Annotated in this window: 14 protein-coding genes and 1 pseudogene; 9 read left to right on the top strand and 6 right to left on the bottom strand. The window is 41.7% G+C overall.

The window, feature by feature from the left end:
* Positions 1–157 precede the first annotated feature (157 nt).
* A complete protein-coding gene (locus VB740_RS07840) occupies positions 158–340 on the top strand; it encodes a hypothetical protein (protein WP_323199481.1) in 183 nt (60 codons plus the stop codon).
* Between the two features lie 227 nt (positions 341–567).
* On the top strand, positions 568–921 hold the full coding sequence (locus VB740_RS07835; protein WP_323199480.1) for a phage holin family protein: 354 nt from the start codon (positions 568–570) through the stop codon (positions 919–921).
* Between the two features lie 5 nt (positions 922–926).
* On the opposite strand, the gene VB740_RS07830 is transcribed toward VB740_RS07835, so the two are convergent.
* The 3 genes from VB740_RS07830 to argS form a co-directional block, all read right to left on the bottom strand.
* Positions 927–1,379: a cobalamin biosynthesis protein gene (locus VB740_RS07830; RefSeq protein ID WP_323199479.1), complete on the bottom strand. Its 453-nt coding sequence runs from the start codon at positions 1,377–1,379 to the stop codon at positions 927–929.
* 37 nt (positions 1,380–1,416) lie between these two features.
* The gene (locus VB740_RS07825) at positions 1,417–1,980 is read right to left on the bottom strand and encodes a Uma2 family endonuclease (protein WP_323199478.1); all 564 of its coding nucleotides are present in this window, start codon (positions 1,978–1,980) and stop codon (positions 1,417–1,419) included.
* A 124-nt stretch (positions 1,981–2,104) separates the two neighbouring features.
* Complete coding sequence (gene argS / locus VB740_RS07820) at positions 2,105–3,868, bottom strand: arginine--tRNA ligase (RefSeq protein ID WP_323199477.1); 1,764 nt, start codon at positions 3,866–3,868, stop codon at positions 2,105–2,107.
* Between the two features lie 236 nt (positions 3,869–4,104).
* On the opposite strand from argS, the gene VB740_RS07815 reads away from it, so the two are divergent.
* Together VB740_RS07815 and VB740_RS07810 are read left to right on the top strand one after the other, a co-directional pair.
* The gene (locus VB740_RS07815) at positions 4,105–4,287 is read left to right on the top strand and encodes a type II toxin-antitoxin system HicA family toxin (RefSeq protein ID WP_193950722.1); all 183 of its coding nucleotides are present in this window, start codon (positions 4,105–4,107) and stop codon (positions 4,285–4,287) included.
* A gap of 11 nt (positions 4,288–4,298) precedes the next feature.
* On the top strand, positions 4,299–4,523 hold the full coding sequence (locus VB740_RS07810) for a type II toxin-antitoxin system HicB family antitoxin (RefSeq protein WP_323199476.1): 225 nt from the start codon (positions 4,299–4,301) through the stop codon (positions 4,521–4,523).
* Positions 4,524–4,655: 132 nt separating this feature from the next.
* On the opposite strand, the gene murD is transcribed toward VB740_RS07810, so the two are convergent.
* Both murD and glyS read right to left on the bottom strand, forming a co-directional pair.
* Positions 4,656–6,155, bottom strand: coding sequence for a UDP-N-acetylmuramoyl-L-alanine--D-glutamate ligase (gene murD / locus VB740_RS07805; RefSeq protein ID WP_323199475.1), 1,500 nt, complete (start codon positions 6,153–6,155; stop codon positions 4,656–4,658).
* An 84-nt stretch (positions 6,156–6,239) separates the two neighbouring features.
* A complete protein-coding gene (gene glyS / locus VB740_RS07800) occupies positions 6,240–8,393 on the bottom strand; it encodes a glycine--tRNA ligase subunit beta (protein ID WP_323199474.1) in 2,154 nt (717 codons plus the stop codon).
* A 522-nt stretch (positions 8,394–8,915) separates the two neighbouring features.
* Between glyS and VB740_RS07795 the strand changes: the two genes are divergently transcribed.
* Entirely contained in the window at positions 8,916–9,506 is a 591-nt protein-coding gene (locus tag VB740_RS07795; protein ID WP_323199473.1) for a PEP-CTERM sorting domain-containing protein, read from the top strand.
* Positions 9,507–9,867: 361 nt separating this feature from the next.
* Positions 9,868–10,458, top strand: coding sequence for a PEP-CTERM sorting domain-containing protein (locus VB740_RS07790; protein ID WP_323199473.1), 591 nt, complete (start codon positions 9,868–9,870; stop codon positions 10,456–10,458).
* A 54-nt stretch (positions 10,459–10,512) separates the two neighbouring features.
* Here VB740_RS07790 and VB740_RS07785 read toward each other — a convergent pair whose 3' ends face one another.
* Positions 10,513–10,710: a hypothetical protein gene (locus VB740_RS07785; RefSeq protein WP_323199472.1), complete on the bottom strand. Its 198-nt coding sequence runs from the start codon at positions 10,708–10,710 to the stop codon at positions 10,513–10,515.
* A 940-nt stretch (positions 10,711–11,650) separates the two neighbouring features.
* On the opposite strand from VB740_RS07785, the pseudogene VB740_RS07780 reads away from it, so the two are divergent.
* The 3 genes and pseudogenes from VB740_RS07780 (at position 11,651) to VB740_RS07770 (ending at position 15,924) form a co-directional block, all read left to right on the top strand.
* Positions 11,651–12,939, top strand: a pseudogene (locus VB740_RS07780) (glycosyltransferase family 4 protein).
* 616 nt (positions 12,940–13,555) lie between these two features.
* Positions 13,556–14,014 carry a TetR/AcrR family transcriptional regulator gene (locus tag VB740_RS07775; protein ID WP_416289430.1) on the top strand — a complete coding sequence of 153 codons (459 nt, stop codon included), beginning with the start codon at positions 13,556–13,558 and terminating at the stop codon, positions 14,012–14,014.
* A 326-nt stretch (positions 14,015–14,340) separates the two neighbouring features.
* Positions 14,341–15,924 carry an efflux RND transporter periplasmic adaptor subunit gene (locus VB740_RS07770; RefSeq protein ID WP_323199470.1) on the top strand — a complete coding sequence of 528 codons (1,584 nt, stop codon included), beginning with the start codon at positions 14,341–14,343 and terminating at the stop codon, positions 15,922–15,924.
* The last annotated feature ends 166 nt before the right edge of the window (positions 15,925–16,090 follow it).

Below are 16,090 nucleotides of genomic sequence, written 5' to 3'. Positions count from 1 at the left end.
TCTCTTGATTGGGATTTTCCTGATATATTGCATTAATTATTTAACTACCGTTACATCTATTTGATGACATCAGCCTGAAAACAGGGTTTTATGTATATCCCCTCAAAAAGCAGGGCTGCTTCATTCCCTTAGGGCTTTTTGCTTCACAGAATTTTTTATGAATTTAATTCGGTACATCCTGCAATACGATAAAGATATATCGATGAGAAGTATCTATATGCCAGAACAAAAAAATTACATTGCTTTTAGACTGACAAAAGATAATGGTAACTTTAGGAGTCAAGCACAAAAGTACCTGATAGTGTTACAGATCACAACTGGTAACAGTGAAATTAATTAAACTTACAAAGAAAAGGGTGTGGGGTGTGGGGTTTAGGGTGTGGGGTATAGAAATAAAAAACTTTAGTTCTGGGTCTAAAGCTCAGTTTAAAAAAAGAATTGTATTGAGACGCGAAGCGCAACTTGCATTGCGTCATTGTTTCAATCTCACGTTTTTAAACGTGGGTCCCCTACACCCTACCCCCTATCCCCTACACCCTCTGAATTCTAATTCTTCTAAAAAAACTTATGCAACACTTTTTATTAACATGGCTTGGTACTGCGGTAGCGTTATTAATTACTTCTAGAATCGTTGATGGTTTCGTTGTCAATAACTTTGTTGTAGCCCTTGTTGCCGCACTAGTTATCGGGCTAGTTAATGCCTTTATCAGACCAATTTTGCGTCTTTTGACATTTCCTATTACCTTACTCACCTTTGGTTTATTTACATTTGTGATCAACGCTTTAACCCTTTGGTTAGCAAGTGCCTTAACTCCTGGTTCTGGTTTTGAGATTCGGGGCTTTTTACCTGCTTTGTTAGGTTCAATTGTGCTAGCTGTCGTTTCTAGCATAATTAACTATTTTTTGAGAGTTGTTGACTAGAAAAATTAGTCAATTGTAATACTCATATTTGAGGCTTGGGCAACAGCTAGCGTTACCGCTCCTGGTTGCCCTTCTAGCTTGAAAATCTGTTTGGGAACTAAGAGTTTCACTCCCCATGCTTCTGTGCTACTAAAAGGGGAAGCAGTTAGATTAGCTGCAAGAATAGCAGCCGCCTCTGCTACGCTAGGTGTACCTACTTTGTGATCGGGAATTGTGGCAGGGTTGGGGACACGCACAGAGCAAAGGATTTCCGCAGCAAAGGTTTTTAGGGGTAGATTGCGTAGACGACAAAGTTCTATTAAACCAACTTCCAAGGCTTTAGTGTCAATGGTAGCAATCCCTGCGATCGCACTTTGAAAAAGTTGATTTTCTCGAAAGACTTGCTCAATTGCTTGATCGATCAACTGCCATGAGGTTCCTCGTTTACAACCGATTCCTACCCATAAAACCTGTTGCACTTAGTGTATTTCCTTATTCAATTCGTCAGGATTTGGTTTACTCCAACAGCCAACCAAATAAATCTCCTACTGTCAGCCTCAACTCACTTGCGAAATCTGGCACAGGGAGTAAAGCTTCTAGTTCATCCAACATGACTGGCTGTTGATTGCGGATGTACACAAATACCGTTTGTTCTTCTGGATCAATCAGCCAACCCATTTGTGTTTCATAATTCAGGCAATGCAGAATATTCTTTGTAACTTTCGTTTGTCTTTGGTCAGGTGATAGAATCTCGATAGTCCAATCGGGAGCTGCTTGGAATACATTGGCAACTTGACCATTTTCATCACGAGGAATTTTTTGCCAAGTAAACACAGAAACATCTGGTACTATTGACCTTCCACCAAAAGTACACCGCAGTTCTGGAAAAGCACGAGCAATTCGTTTAGGCTTGACTATTGAGCTAATGGTGCTAATCATTTCACCTCGGATTGTACTGTGCTTTCCCTGCGGCATAGGTTTTTGAATAATTTGACCATCAATGTATTCACTAGCGGGTTTCGTTTCTGGTAACATTAGAAACTCTGCCAAAGTTATGTTTTTTGATGGTGTCCGTACCATTTGCGATCGCCTCCAAGTCCAGCAATTCTGATTAAAAAACCGCAAAGTACACAAAGAAAAAATCAGTTTAACTCTTACTCTGCGTACCTTTGCGCTACCTCAGCGTTCCTTTGCGTTAAAAAAATTACATCCTCTCCAATACCTCAATTCCCAACAACTCCAATCCCAGCTTCAGAGTTCTAGCAGTCAAATCACATAAAACCAAGCGTGATGTCCTCTGCGGTTCCTCCGCCTCCAACACCTGAACTCCCTGATTGCGATCGTAAAACTGATTAAACTTTTTACTCAGTTCATACAAATACTCACATAAACGATTGGGCAACAAATCTTGCTCTACACTACTAATAACTTCATCCAGTTGAAGTAAATATTTTGCTAGAGCTAATTCTGTTTCATGCTGTAACAAAACAGCATTGTTTCCCAACTCCTTAAAGTTAATATCACCCTTGCGGCTAATGCCCTGAATCCGCGCATAAGCATACAGCATATAGGGTGCAGTATTACCTTTGAAATCCAGCATTTTGTCGTAGCTAAAAATGTAATTACTGGTGCGGTTTTGGCTTAAGTCTGCATATTTAACTGCACTAATCCCAACTACTCTAGCAACTTCATTAATGAATTCTTCCGTTTCTTGGCGCTCTTCTTCTTGTAACCTAGTTTTTAGGTCAGCATGGGCACGAGAAACAGCTTCATCTAATAAATCGCGCAACCGCACAGTATCCCCAGAACGAGTTTTGAACTTTTTACCATCCTCTCCTAACACCAACCCAAAGGGTACATGCACTAATTCCACATCATCGGGAATCCATCCAGCTTTGCGTGCTACTTGGAAAAATTGAGCAAAGTGGTTTCCTTGTCCAGCGTCTGTTACATAAACTATCCGCTTTGCTTGATCCTTTTGAATCCGGTAGCGGAGGGATGCTAAATCTGTTGTGGCGTAGTTATAGCCGCCATCTGATTTCTGCACAATTAAAGGTAAAGGTTCACCTTCTCTATTTGTAAACCCTTCCAGAAAAACGCATTTTGCCCCCTGGTTTTCTACCAGTAACCCCGATTTTTCTAAATCTTCCACAACGCCAGATAGTAAAGGGTTATAAAAAGATTCCCCACGTTCAATTAGCTGAACATCCAACAAGTCATAAATTACTTGAAACTCCCGCCGTGATTGTTCACACAGCAGTTTCCAAGCATGGAGTGTATCTTCTGCGCCTGCTTGTAATCTGACGACTTCTTGCCGCGCTGTTTCTTGAAAAGCTGTATCTGTATCAAACCGTTGTTTAGCTTTGCGGTAAAAAGAGACTAAATCACCAATATCTAAAGCATTAGCGGTGGTAAGCGCGTCTGGGTAGACTTCCCGCAGATAGGCGATTAACATTCCAAACTGCGTACCCCAATCACCCACATGATTTAACCGCAAAACATCGTGTTTTTGAAATTCTAAAATCCGGGCGATGGAATCACCAATAATCGTAGAACGCAAGTGTCCGACGTGCATTTCTTTGGCAATATTCGGACTGGAAAAATCCACAATTTCTTTTCTTGGCGTTTTCGCGGCTGGAACTCCCAATCTGGGATCAGCTTGTATATCGTTCAGTTGTGCTTCTAAGTATGCCGTTTTCAGTTTCAGATTGATAAATCCTGGCCCAGCGATTTCTGGCGGTTCGCAGATTTCGGATACATCTAGTTTCTCAACGATCGCACCCGCGATCGCTCTTGGTTGCTTTCCTAACTTTTTACTCAAGGATAAAGCCACATTCGCCTGATAATCACCAAATTTAGGATTGCTAGCAGAAACCAAAATTGGATCTACTCCAGCGAAGTCAGCGCCAAAGGCCGCGACTAATGCCTGCTCAAGCTGAACTTTTAGTTTTTCTTGTGTAGCGTTCATATATAAATTTTATCTGTGAGAGAGGGAATGTAGCTCTGCAAAAGCTTGATTATTAACTTTAGCATTTCATTTTGAGCCACTCGATTGATGAGAAATATTTTTGTCCATCTACTTACCAATGCCAAAACCCATGACAAAATGACGGACAGAATTGCGACATAATTGTGTTTACTTTGCTTTTTCAATAAGGCACTCTATCTGTAACAGAAATTTTCCCTGTAGAGATAAGTAGTAACATGAAAGTACGTGATGTAATCAAGCGAGTGGAAGCTGATGGTTGGTATCTTGATAGAACTAAAGGTAGTCATCGACAGTTCAAGCATCCTGATAAACCAGGTTTAGTTACAGTTCCAGGTAAATTGTCTGACGACTTAGCCCCTGGTACTCTCAGTAGTATTTGGAGGCAAGCACAATTATAAGGAGAACGGCAATGCATTACGTAGTGGTGATTGAAAAAACGGATAGTAATTACTCTGCTTATGTGCCTGATTTACCCGGTTGTGTAACTACAGGTGCAACCTTAGAAGAAGTCAAGCAGATGATTGCAGAAGCTATTGAATTTCATATAGAAGGAATGCTAGAAGATGGTTTACCTATTCCTAAACCTACAAGTATCGCTCATGAGGTTGAAGTTGCAAACTACAGCAAAACATAATTATAGGAAACCACTAAATTAGCTCTAAACAATCCTTCTAAAATATTTAAGTCTATGTAAAATGCGATCGCACCGCACTTTTAGGTTACATAATTCATTCACTGTGTAGCAGCAAGTCACACAGTAAATGAATTAAGGTAGAGAAGATGAAAGAATCGAGTTGTATTGAAGCTTCTCAGCTTCCGCCCAAGCAAGGCACAACTGACGGAAATGATCGCCCCGCACCTCAAAATTCGGGTACTGATCGAAACTCGCACAAGCCGGAGATAGCAACACTACAGGCGCTTGATACTCCTTGGCTAATTCCGCCGCTTTGGGAACTGCCCTTTCCATAGTTTCCACAATATGGTAAGAATAGTACCCCACCTCTTGGAGACGTTGGGCAAATGTGGGTGCAGCAGAACCAATCAATAACACAGCAGCAGCTTTGGTTTGTATTTGTGCTAGCCAGCCAGTATCATCTCCTGCTTTGGCTTCTCCACCAGCAATTAAAATCGCTGGACTTTTTACAGATGCTAAACCAACTTCAGCAGCATCGTAGTTGGTGGCTTTGCTGTCGTTAATGAATTCAATATCTTCCCAAGTGCAGATATGCTCCAAACGATGAGCAACGCCGGGGAATTCAACAATAGCACGCGCGATCGCATCACGATTAATTCCCGCTAATCGTGCCGTTGCTACTGCCATCAAGAGATTTTGCTGATTATGTTCTCCCACCATCCGCAAAGTCGATACTTTCACAATCGGTTCTGGTGCTGAGGTTGCAGTCAATTTTTCCACAACCCAGTCGTCCTCGATGTAAAAGCCTTTTTCGCTAATCAGGAAATCTTTTCCTTTGACACTTGTCCAGTAGGCATCAGGCCAAGCACTTAAACCTTGCTGTCTCAAGTAGGGATCATCGCCATTGAACACTTGTAACTCGGATTGATGCAATAGCTTGGCTTTGATATTGTAATAATTCTCCAAAGTCTTATGGCGACTAAGATGATCCGGTGTGAAAGTCGTCCAAACACCGATACGGGGTGCAAGAGAACTCGATGATTCTACTTGATAGCTGCTAATTTCCGCAATCACCCAATCAATAGAATTTTGGATTTTAGATTTTGGATTTTGGATTAGAGTTACCTTATCTTTTTCCCTATCCCCCTGTCCCCTATCCCCTGTCCCCTGTCCCCTATTAGATAGGGCAACATCACAAGCGGCGTAGCCAATATTACCGCAGGCAGGTGCATTTAAACCCGCTGCTTGGAAAATGGCAGCAATTAAAGCTGTGGTAGTAGTTTTGCCGTTAGTGCCAGTAATTCCTACCCAAGGTAGCGATCGCAAATTTCGCCAAGCGAGTTCCATTTCGCCAATCGTTTCAATACCTAATTGGCGTGCCTTGATTAATACGGGAATATCCCAAGGCACGCCAGGACTAACGACTATTAATTTGGGTAAATTAGCACCATTCAATTCTAGGGATTGGCCTAGTTTCACGGTTATTTGATCGGCAGCGAGTTCTTGTTGTTGTTGTAGGAGGGTTTCGGAGGTGTTGCTATCACTTAGCTCCACCTCCCAACCTTCCCGTTTCAACAATCTCGCCGCAGCAACACCGGACTTTCCCAATCCAATTACAGTAGCTCTGGACATAGATTGCAGCAGAGTGTCCCTGGTTAAGCACTCCCTATAGTAGCGTTTATTGGCAAAAATTACACAACTTTTTGTTGACCTACGCTACAGATTTTTGACGATCGCACCAAAGTCAGCTAAAACACGGGCATGATTGCGAACTAATCCAAGTAAGTGTAATCGATTACGTTTGATTTCTGGATCGGAGTCCATAACTAAAACGCTATCTGGGCCATCAAAGAAGTTACTAACTGTAGGGGCAATTTTGGCTAGTGCTGCTACTAACAGTTGATAATTCCGTGTCTGCTGTGCTGCTTGAGTTTGCGGCACTGATTCGATTAAGGCATTATACAAAGCTTCTTCAGAGGGCTTTTGGAATAATTCTTGACGGACGACAGTTGTCGGTTCTAGCTGTTTTGTATCCAAATCACCTTGGGCGGCTAATCGTGTGGAACGGTTAACGGTTTCGTAGATGTTATCTAGGGTACTGTCGTTGCGGATTTGTTGTAAGTATAAGGCGCGATCGCGGACATCCAATAAATCTTTTAACGTCCGTTCTGTGTATTCTGGGTCATTTTCTCCCAAAACTGCATTTACCAAGTCGTAATCAATCTGTTTTTCTTCTTGTAGTAAAGTGCGGATGCGTTGTAAGAAGAACTCTTGTAATGCTGCGGTTAATGATGCCTGATCTTTGTGATATTTTGCTGCAAAATCTGTCGCTATTTGCGCCAACAAATCATCTAAGTTTATCGGCAAATTATAAAACCAAGTAACTTTAACTACAGCATTAGCAGCCCGACGCAAGGCGAAAGGATCAGAGGAACCAGAGGGAATTAAACCTAAACCAAAGATACTCACCAAAGTATCTAATCTATCTGCTAAACCGACAATTTGACCCGTGAGGGTTTCGGGGAAATTATCACTGGCTCCTGTTGGCAAATAATGTTGATAAATTGCCTTTGCTACTTCGGCATCTTCACCACTGGCTAAAGCATATTTTTCTCCCATAATGCCTTGCAATTCCGGGAATTCATACACCATTTGGCTGACCAAATCTGCTTTACATAATAAAGCGGCACGTTGGATTTTTTTGCTTTGATTTTCCGCTAATTCTAATTGGGTGGTTATTCGCTCCGCAATCTTAACTACTCTATCTACCTTGGTACGCACCGAACCCAATTCTTCTTGGAAAGTGACTTTTTCTAATTGTGGTAAAAAGCTTTCTATTGGTTTAGTTAAATCAGCTTCGTAGAAAAATCTGCCATCAGCTAATCTGGCACGAATTACCCTTTCATTCCCGACGGCAACAATATCTGATTTATTGGGATCAGCATTAGAAATGGTGATGAAATTGGGCAATAATTCTTGCTGGGAACTATCTGGTTTGAATACAGGAAAATAACGCTGATGAGTAACCATGACTTCAGTAATTACCTCAGTTGGTAATTCCAAAAATTCTGGTTCAAATTTACCGACAACTGTAGAAGGATATTCTACAAGGTTGGTTACTTCCTCTAATAAATCGGGGTAAATTACTGTATACCCACCTAAATTCTCTGCTACTGCCTTTACTTGCTCTTTGATAATATTTGCCCGTTCTTCTGGGTCAACGTTGACAGATGCAGACTTGAGGGCGGTAACATAATCAGTAGCTTGAGCAATTGTCACAGGTTCAGGATGTAAAACCCGATGACCTTGAGAAATGCGATCGCTCTGAATCGTTTTAGAACCATTTACTAATTCTAGAGGTAGCACCGTTTGATCTAACAAAGCTACCAGCCAGCGAATTGGTCGGGAAAACCTCGCATCCCCATTTCCCCAACGCATCAACCGCTTACCTTCTAAACCCCAAATCCACTGGGGAACAAGTTCTGTTAAAATTTCCGCTACAGGACGGCCGGGAATTCTTTTTTGCACAAAGACAAATTCGCCTTTGTCAGTGGGGCGAAGGAAGAGTGCATCTATTTCCACACCTTGCTTTTTGGCAAAGCCGATAGCAGCAGGAGTCGGTTGACCATCTTTAAAGGCGGCTTGGGCAGGGGGCCCTTTAATTTCTTCTTCTCGGTCTGCTTGCTGGGATGGTAAACCTTTAATCAATACCGCCAAACGCCGGGGAGTACCGTACACCTGAATACTTTCACCCTGAAGGCTGTTTGCTTTCAAACTTTGGGGAATCCGCTCTTGCCACTGTATTAAGGCATCACTGAGAAAGCTTGCAGGTAATTCTTCTGTACCAACTTCTAATAGAAACGCAGGCATAGGTCACTGTTTTCAACTTTGCGTAGCTCAACTTTATCAGTTATTATCAGGCGATCGCTCGTGATTTTTAGGTTACTAGAGGGAAATTGACGAGTACATTCATCTGTAGAGACGGCGATTTACCCTTGTCTCTCTGACGTGTCAGTTTTTTAGACGCGATAAATCGCGTCTCTACATGAGGGGTTTCTGGCTTATCCCAATACGCTTGGGATAAAACTGGTGACTTGTGTATACACCGTAGCTTTTTAAGGGTGAAACCGGAATCAAAGTCTCCCAATTTATCGGGAGATTTAGAGGGATCTAAAACTTTTGATACCAACAAGAGGACTTTTCAAACATCCTCTTAGATAGACGTAGCATTTTTTCCAAAACTTCATCAAAAAAGAATTTTTCTTCATTGATCTATTACATTTGCTAGTGCTGTTTAATGCAGTATTTACTTATACATATTTCCATCATAAAGTTAGTCTTGCTTGATGCATTGATATCTGCATCATTTCAATTAACTTTGGAGTTATGATAATGAAAAATATTTTCGCCAAAATCGCCACAATGACAGCAACCAGTGCTGCTTTGACTGTTGCGATCGCTGCTGGTGCTAACAATCCGGCTCAAGCTATTGATTTCAAATTTGACTGGCTAGGTAATGCTGGTTATTCAGCATCAGGTTCATTCAGCTACGACGAGACTACAGCACCTACAATTATTTCAGAAAGTGGTAGTGGAGCCACTAACTTTTTACAATCCTTGAATGTCTCTTTCTCAGACCCATCTAATAATCCTCTTGGAACTTATAACACCGTTACTGCTGGGGTGTCAGAATCTGATTTCTTCGCTTTCAACTTTGATACTTCCACTCAGTCCTTGTTTGGTTCCCTGAATGTGGGAGGAGGAACGGGAGTCATCGGAGAATACTTCTTTTCTGGAACGGTTGGCGACTCTTTATTCTTACGTCAGGATGTCGATCAACAGGGAACATCAATAACATTAGATCAAAATTCTGGTTCTATTCATGTATACCAAATCCCTGAACCTGCTTCTGTGCTGGGTTTACTGGTATTTGGAGTATTGGGTGTAGGCTCAACTTTGAAGAAAAAGCAAGCCTCTTGCTAGAAAGTAGGGCTTCCTAGTTAGAGGTTGCCAATTTTAGTTTAATGAATTCTTATTTCTTCGTTCCCATACTCTGATGGGAACGAAATAACAATGGGAAATCGAGCTTTTTTCGACTTGTGTATACCACCGTAGCCTTAAAAAGGAGGGAATGAGAGCAAGAGTGTTTAGGTTTGCTTAGATATGCTTAGATAGACGTGGCGTTTTTCCAAAACTTAATCAAAAAAGAGTTTTACTTCATTGATTTATTACATTTGCTAGTACTGTTTAATGCAGTATTTACTTATACATATTTCCATCATAAAGTTAGGTTGTTTGATGCATTGATATCTGCATCATTTCAATTAACTTTGGAGTTATGATAATGAAAAATATTTTCGCCAAAATCGCCACAATGACAGCAACCAGTGCTGCTTTGACTGTTGCGATCGCTGCTGGTGCTAACAATCCGGCTCAAGCTATTGATTTCAAATTTGACTGGCTAGGTAATGCTGGTTATTCAGCATCAGGTTCATTCAGCTACGACGAGACTACAGCACCTACAATTATTTCAGAAAGTGGTAGTGGAGCCACTAACTTTTTACAATCCTTGAATGTCTCTTTCTCAGACCCATCTAATAATCCTCTTGGAACTTATAACACCGTTACTGCTGGGGTGTCAGAATCTGATTTCTTCGCTTTCAACTTTGATACTTCCACTCAGTCCTTGTTTGGTTCCCTGAATGTGGGAGGAGGAACGGGAGTCATCGGAGAATACTTCTTTTCTGGAACGGTTGGCGACTCTTTATTCTTACGTCAGGATGTCGATCAACAGGGAACATCAATAACATTAGATCAAAATTCTGGTTCTATTCATGTATACCAAATCCCTGAACCTGCTTCTGTGCTGGGTTTACTGGTATTTGGAGTATTGGGTGTAGGCTCAACTTTGAAGAAAAAGCAAGCCTCTTGCTAGAAAGTAGGGCTTCCTAGTCAGAGGTTGCCAAATTTAGTTTAATGAATCTCTATTCTAGCCCCAATCGTTCAGGGAACTGGTAAGTTTATCATCCAACCTAACCAGTTTGCGATCGCTCGAATACTTATAAACACGAGTATTCGAGCGATGATAATCAAAAATATTTTCGCTAAAATCGCCCTTACCACAGTGATCAGTGCTAATTTTCGTGTTGCGTAGGTTTGGTGGTGCTAATAAGCGAGATAAATCCAATTCGCAATTCGCAATGACGCTCGAAGACTCGCTAACGCTGCGCTAACGCAATTCGCAATTAAACTCAGCCCGACACTAGGGGTGGGGTTTTACCTACCAAGAGAATACAAGGATTTTTTTTCGTGCGAACGCTACCGCGTAGCTTGCTTTTCCGTAGGAGTACGCGCCACTTGCGGACAAGGTTTTGAACATGAAGCTTTTTTGATAAAGCTGAGATAAAGATGTTGATTTCAAGTTGACGTTGCGATGCATTGCAGTTTTTTGCAGTCACAGCTTCAAACACAGTAATGTTAAAAACTAAGTGCCTTTGAGCTACTGAAAAAAAATCGGATGTTCACCCATGAATGGAATACTGATTACTTGGTTAAAAATACTTCATGTGCCAGTTTACAAGGCGGAATGTGGGTTATATGCATGATATTTAATATCATGTTACAATCCTTTAAGTGTAAATTTAATAATTAAATTCGCTTTTAAATAAGTGAATAATTATTACTATATATGTTATGTCAATTTTTTATGAAGCTGCATATATTCGATCCCCTCTAGCCTAGCCCCCCTTAATAAGGGGGGAACCGGAAAAACATCTATCAAAGTCCCCCTTTTTAAGGGGATTTAGAGGGGGATCAAGATATATGCAACTTCACATTAAATTGGTATTAGAAGAATTAAATAATTGAACAGTCCAAAGTTATTAGTTAACCCTGGTAAGTTTTGACTGCACTGTTAATGGATTTCATCCTAGTAAAAAATTAATAGATAACAATTAATAACTGTTAAAATTCACCTATAAAATCCCTAACCAGTACTTATCGCAATTATGATTTGAAAAAATCATAATTAATCATAAATTAAATAATTAAAGTAGCAGACCCTACTGAAATTAGCAATAAATGCGCTTATCTCAGGCTGTCTTCACCAAATATATAAATAATAGCCCATGCACATTCTGATATATTCCTACAACTATCATCCAGAGCCGATTGGAATTGCTCCATTAATGACTGAATTGGCAGAAGGACTAGTAAAGCGAGGTCATGAAGTGCGGGTGATTACCGGAATGCCCAACTATCCTGAACGCAAAATTTACGATGAGTATCGAGGTAAGTGGTACGTCACTGAACAAACAAATGGTGTCACCATTCAACGAAGTTACCTCCGAATTAAGTCTAAACCTAATCTCGTAGATCGGCTATTACTAGAGTTGAGTTTTGTGTTTACGAGCTTACCCCAAGCCTTTAAAGGCGGACGCCCTGATGTGATTATATTAACAGTCCCGCCTCTTTTAGGTACTTTACCAGCAACAATATTTGGTTGGTTATACAACTGCCCAGTAGTTCTAAATGTGCAAGATATTTTACCAGAAGCTGCGGTACGTATTGGGTTATTGAAGAACAAATCGATGATCCGAATTCTTGCGGCCCTAGAAAAATTTGCATATCGGACTGCACACACTATTAGTGTGATCGCCGATGGGTTTCGTGAAAATTTAGTGAATAAGGGAGTACCTGTTAACAAAATTGTTTGTATTCCCAATTGGGTGAATGTAAATTTTATCCACCCTTTACCGAAACACAAGAACTCCTGGATATCTAGCCATCAACTTGATGGAAAATTTGTAGTACTTTATTCGGGCAACATTGCTCTAACGCAAGGTTTAGAAACAGTAATAGAAGCAGCAGCTTCCTTACGTCATATCAAGGATATTGTCTTTGTCATCGTTGGCGAATCAATAGCATTGCAAAGGTTGCAGGAATATTGTCTTTTAAATGGAGCAGATAATGTTTTGCTGCTACCGTTGCAGCCGCGAGAAAAACTACCCGAAATGCTAGCAGCATCTGATGTAGGATTGATTGTGCAAAAGAGCAATGTGATTTCGTTCAATATGCCTTCAAAAATCCCACTACTCTTGGCGAGTGGTCGCCCGATTGTGGGTTCAGTTCCTGCTAATGGTACTGCTGCAAAAGCAATCAAACTCAGTGGTGGTGGGATAATTGTTGAGCCAGAATCGCCTGATGCAATGGCTGCTGCGGTGCATGATTTATATGCTAATCCGGCTCTAGGGACAAGGCTAGGTAACGCAGGAAGACAGTTTGCCGAAGAGAACTATTCTTTGGATCAAGCACTTGATCGGTATGAAGGGCTACTTTTTCATGTTGTTGCTAACCGAAAATCATCTGTGGGTGTCTTGCAAAATTGAATTCCAAGAAATCAGTTGTGGATGGTTGAAGAGGGCTGGAGACTAGTACCGCAAAGCGGAAGTCAAAATGAATACAGTGTAAGCGTTTTGTTGATTTGGAATGGGTGGTTTATTTCCGCCGCGCTGTACTAATTTTTGTAAAAAAAATTAGGATGCTCTCTTAATTAGTGAACATAAGCTACTGCCAAGATAAAAGCATAATTAGGAAAAATTAAATCACCCAAATGGGTGAGTTAAAAGTCAACCGATCGGGTGACCTAAGTGTAGGAAGTTGAGACTGCTAAAAAATAGGAATCTAGAGAACACTGATTGATTGCACGTTGTTCTTGATGAGGATAATTCGATGAAACATGCAACCTTGCTTAATAAAGCTGAATTAATAGCGTTGGCGTACTCCTACAGAGAAGCAAACTACGCGTAGCGTGTCGCAGATAATCCTCTTTAAGAGTTGGCATCGCTCCATATTCTTCTCCTCCCTAAGATCAGTATTCGCTACGGCTTAAGAGCGATAAACTCATTTGTAACTTATATTAACCTTGTCTTTTATGTGGTTATAATGCAAGCAAGCACTTGCAAACGCTTATGGAATACTCAGCATCAAGGACGGCACAAACTCGCGCGTGCTTGATAAAGGCGGCAACTAAGGTGTTTGCAACAGCAGGTTTAACTGAAGGTACAACGCGAGAAATTGCTCGTGTTGCTGTGGTCAATGAGGTAACTTTATTTTGTAATTTCCAGAACAAAGAGCAACTACTAGCTGCTGTGATTACCGAAGCGATGCCAACTCTTAAAGAGGCTTCTCTTTCAGAGACGCTAACGCGAACGCCAACGGCGGGCTACGCCTACGCTTTACAGGTAGAAGCCTTAGCTCATCACGAAGACTGGACTCAAAACTCATACATTGATCAACCGGCAAATTGTGGCGCGAACAGGTTGTCTTCAGATATAGGTTTAAAAGCATCTGTAGATAGTTTCGCGGGTATGTTGCTTCACGGTATCCTGCGTTTTAGCGATATCCCCACCACACTAGAGTATAGTCGTGAATGCTACATGAAAACTTGGGTCAATTTATTTGTGCGCGGTATTAGCACTTTGCCATTGTAGGAGGTAATAGGTTGCGCTAAATAGCTTTCAACAAGATAAACCGTGTTTTCTCCCTGAGCTAAGTATTGGGTTTGTACTGACTAAAAAAGTTTTATAAATTACACTTTAAAAAATTGATAGGAGCTAACTAATTGTACAAAATAACCATAATGTACTGAACGATATTTGTACATTTCAGGTGCTAGACAACATGAGCGATCGCCCAAATAGCCAAATATATATTTGTCACCAACATCAAGAAAAAAGGGTTAAAAACTATTCAAACAATTCTTTCTTAGCGAAAAGTAGATTGCCCAAGTCTAAATCCACAAGACGAGAAACCGAAGATGTCCCATTCTGAGTTCCCTGATTCTCCCCTGCCCGTTGAAATAGAACAGCCTGTTGTCACTGATTCTAGTCAAGAGTCCCCCCCAAAACTAGAGCGATCGCCTAAACCACCTCAAAAACGGCCTTGGGCTTTGCTGTTGGGAATTTTCCTGTTGATCGCAGGTGGTGGTTTTGGTTGGCGCTGGTGGCAAACTAGTAGTGCTAACAATGCACCACCTGGTGGGGCAGCGGCTGGTCAACCTATGGCAATCCCCGTCAAGTTAGCAACTGTGCAAACTGAAACTGTCCAGGAAAGTTCGGAGTTTATTGGCACCTTAGAGGCTCCACGTTCGGCAATCATCAGACCACAGGTTGACGGACGAGTTACCCAGATTTTCATTCAAGAGGGCAACCGTGTTCAACAAGGGCAAATTATTATTAGCCTGGAAAGTGATAGTGTTCAAGCACAATTACTACAAGCAAAAGCTGGACTAGCACAAGCTCAAGCACGTCTTGCTGAATTGCAAGCAGGTACGCGACAAGAAGAAGTTGCCCAAGCTAGAGCGCAGTTAACCCAAGCTCAAGCTCGTCTTCGAGATGCCCAATCAGGATCGCAACCACAAGAAATTGCTCAGGCTGAGGCTCAAATTCAATCAGCTAAATCTGATGTGGAATTAGCACAATCACGAGCCAAGCGCTATGCACAATTGAGAAAAGAGGGCGCAGTTTCTCAAGATACCTTAGAAGGATATGTCAAAGAACAGCAAAGTGCTGAAGCTGCTCTTGTCGTAGCCCAAAAACGCCTAGACCAACTCCGCCAAAGCAGAAATTATAGTATCAATGAGCTATCTGGAGCCTTAGAGCAACAGAAACAAAACTTAAGGCAACTAGAAAATGGTTCCCGTCCAGAAGAAATTGCCCAAGCGCGATCGCAAGTAAGTCAAGCAGCAGCCCAAGTCCAAGCGGCTCAAGTCCAACTGCAATACACAAAAGTTCTAGCTCCTTTCACTGGCATTGTTGGTGATATTCCAGCAAAGGTGGGAGATTATGTGGAAAGAGCAGACCAGCTAACTACACTGACTAGAAACGACTCTTTAGAACTGAATATTTCTGTTCCTCTAGAAGAAGCTAAAAAGCTACGCTTGGGATTACCAGTGCAAATGCTGAACGCCCAAGGTCAACCCACGGCAAGGGGTAAGGTGAGTTTCATCTCTCCAAATGCAAGTTCAGATTCGCAGACAGTTTTAGTTAAAGCCAACTTTGGTAATTCTAGAAATCAATTGGTCAATCGCCAGACAGTGCAAACCAAAGTGATTTGGAACGAACGTCCAGGAATTTTAATTCCAGTTACAGCAATATCTCGCCTGGGTGGGGAAACTTTTGTGTTTGTCGCTCAAGCGCCAGCAGAAAAACCTAAACCTGGAGCGCCTAACCTAGTAGCTCAACAAAAACCTGTGAAATTGGGAGTTATTGAGGGGAATAATTATCAAGTTATCGAAGGACTAAAAGCTGGGGACAAAATTGTTGTTTCCGGTATTCTCAACCTAACTAATGGCGCTGCCATCACTCCTGCACCGGAACAAGTGGGTAGTCGGAAGCTTTAGTTGAAGATGGGAGATGAGGGAGATGAGGGAGATGAGGGAGCAGGGGAGGCAGGGGGAGCAGAGGGAGATGAGGGAGACAAGGAGAATAACGCCCAATGCCCCATGCCCCATGCCCCATGCCCAATGCCCAATGCCCAATGCCCAATGCCCAATGCCCCATGCCCAA

It is taken from the genome of Nostoc sp. UHCC 0251 (assembly GCF_034932245.1).
Lineage (GTDB): Bacteria > Cyanobacteriota > Cyanobacteriia > Cyanobacteriales > Nostocaceae > Nostoc.
Note: the sequence above shows the minus strand (reverse complement) of the source record. Positions and strands in the feature narration are given on the sequence as shown.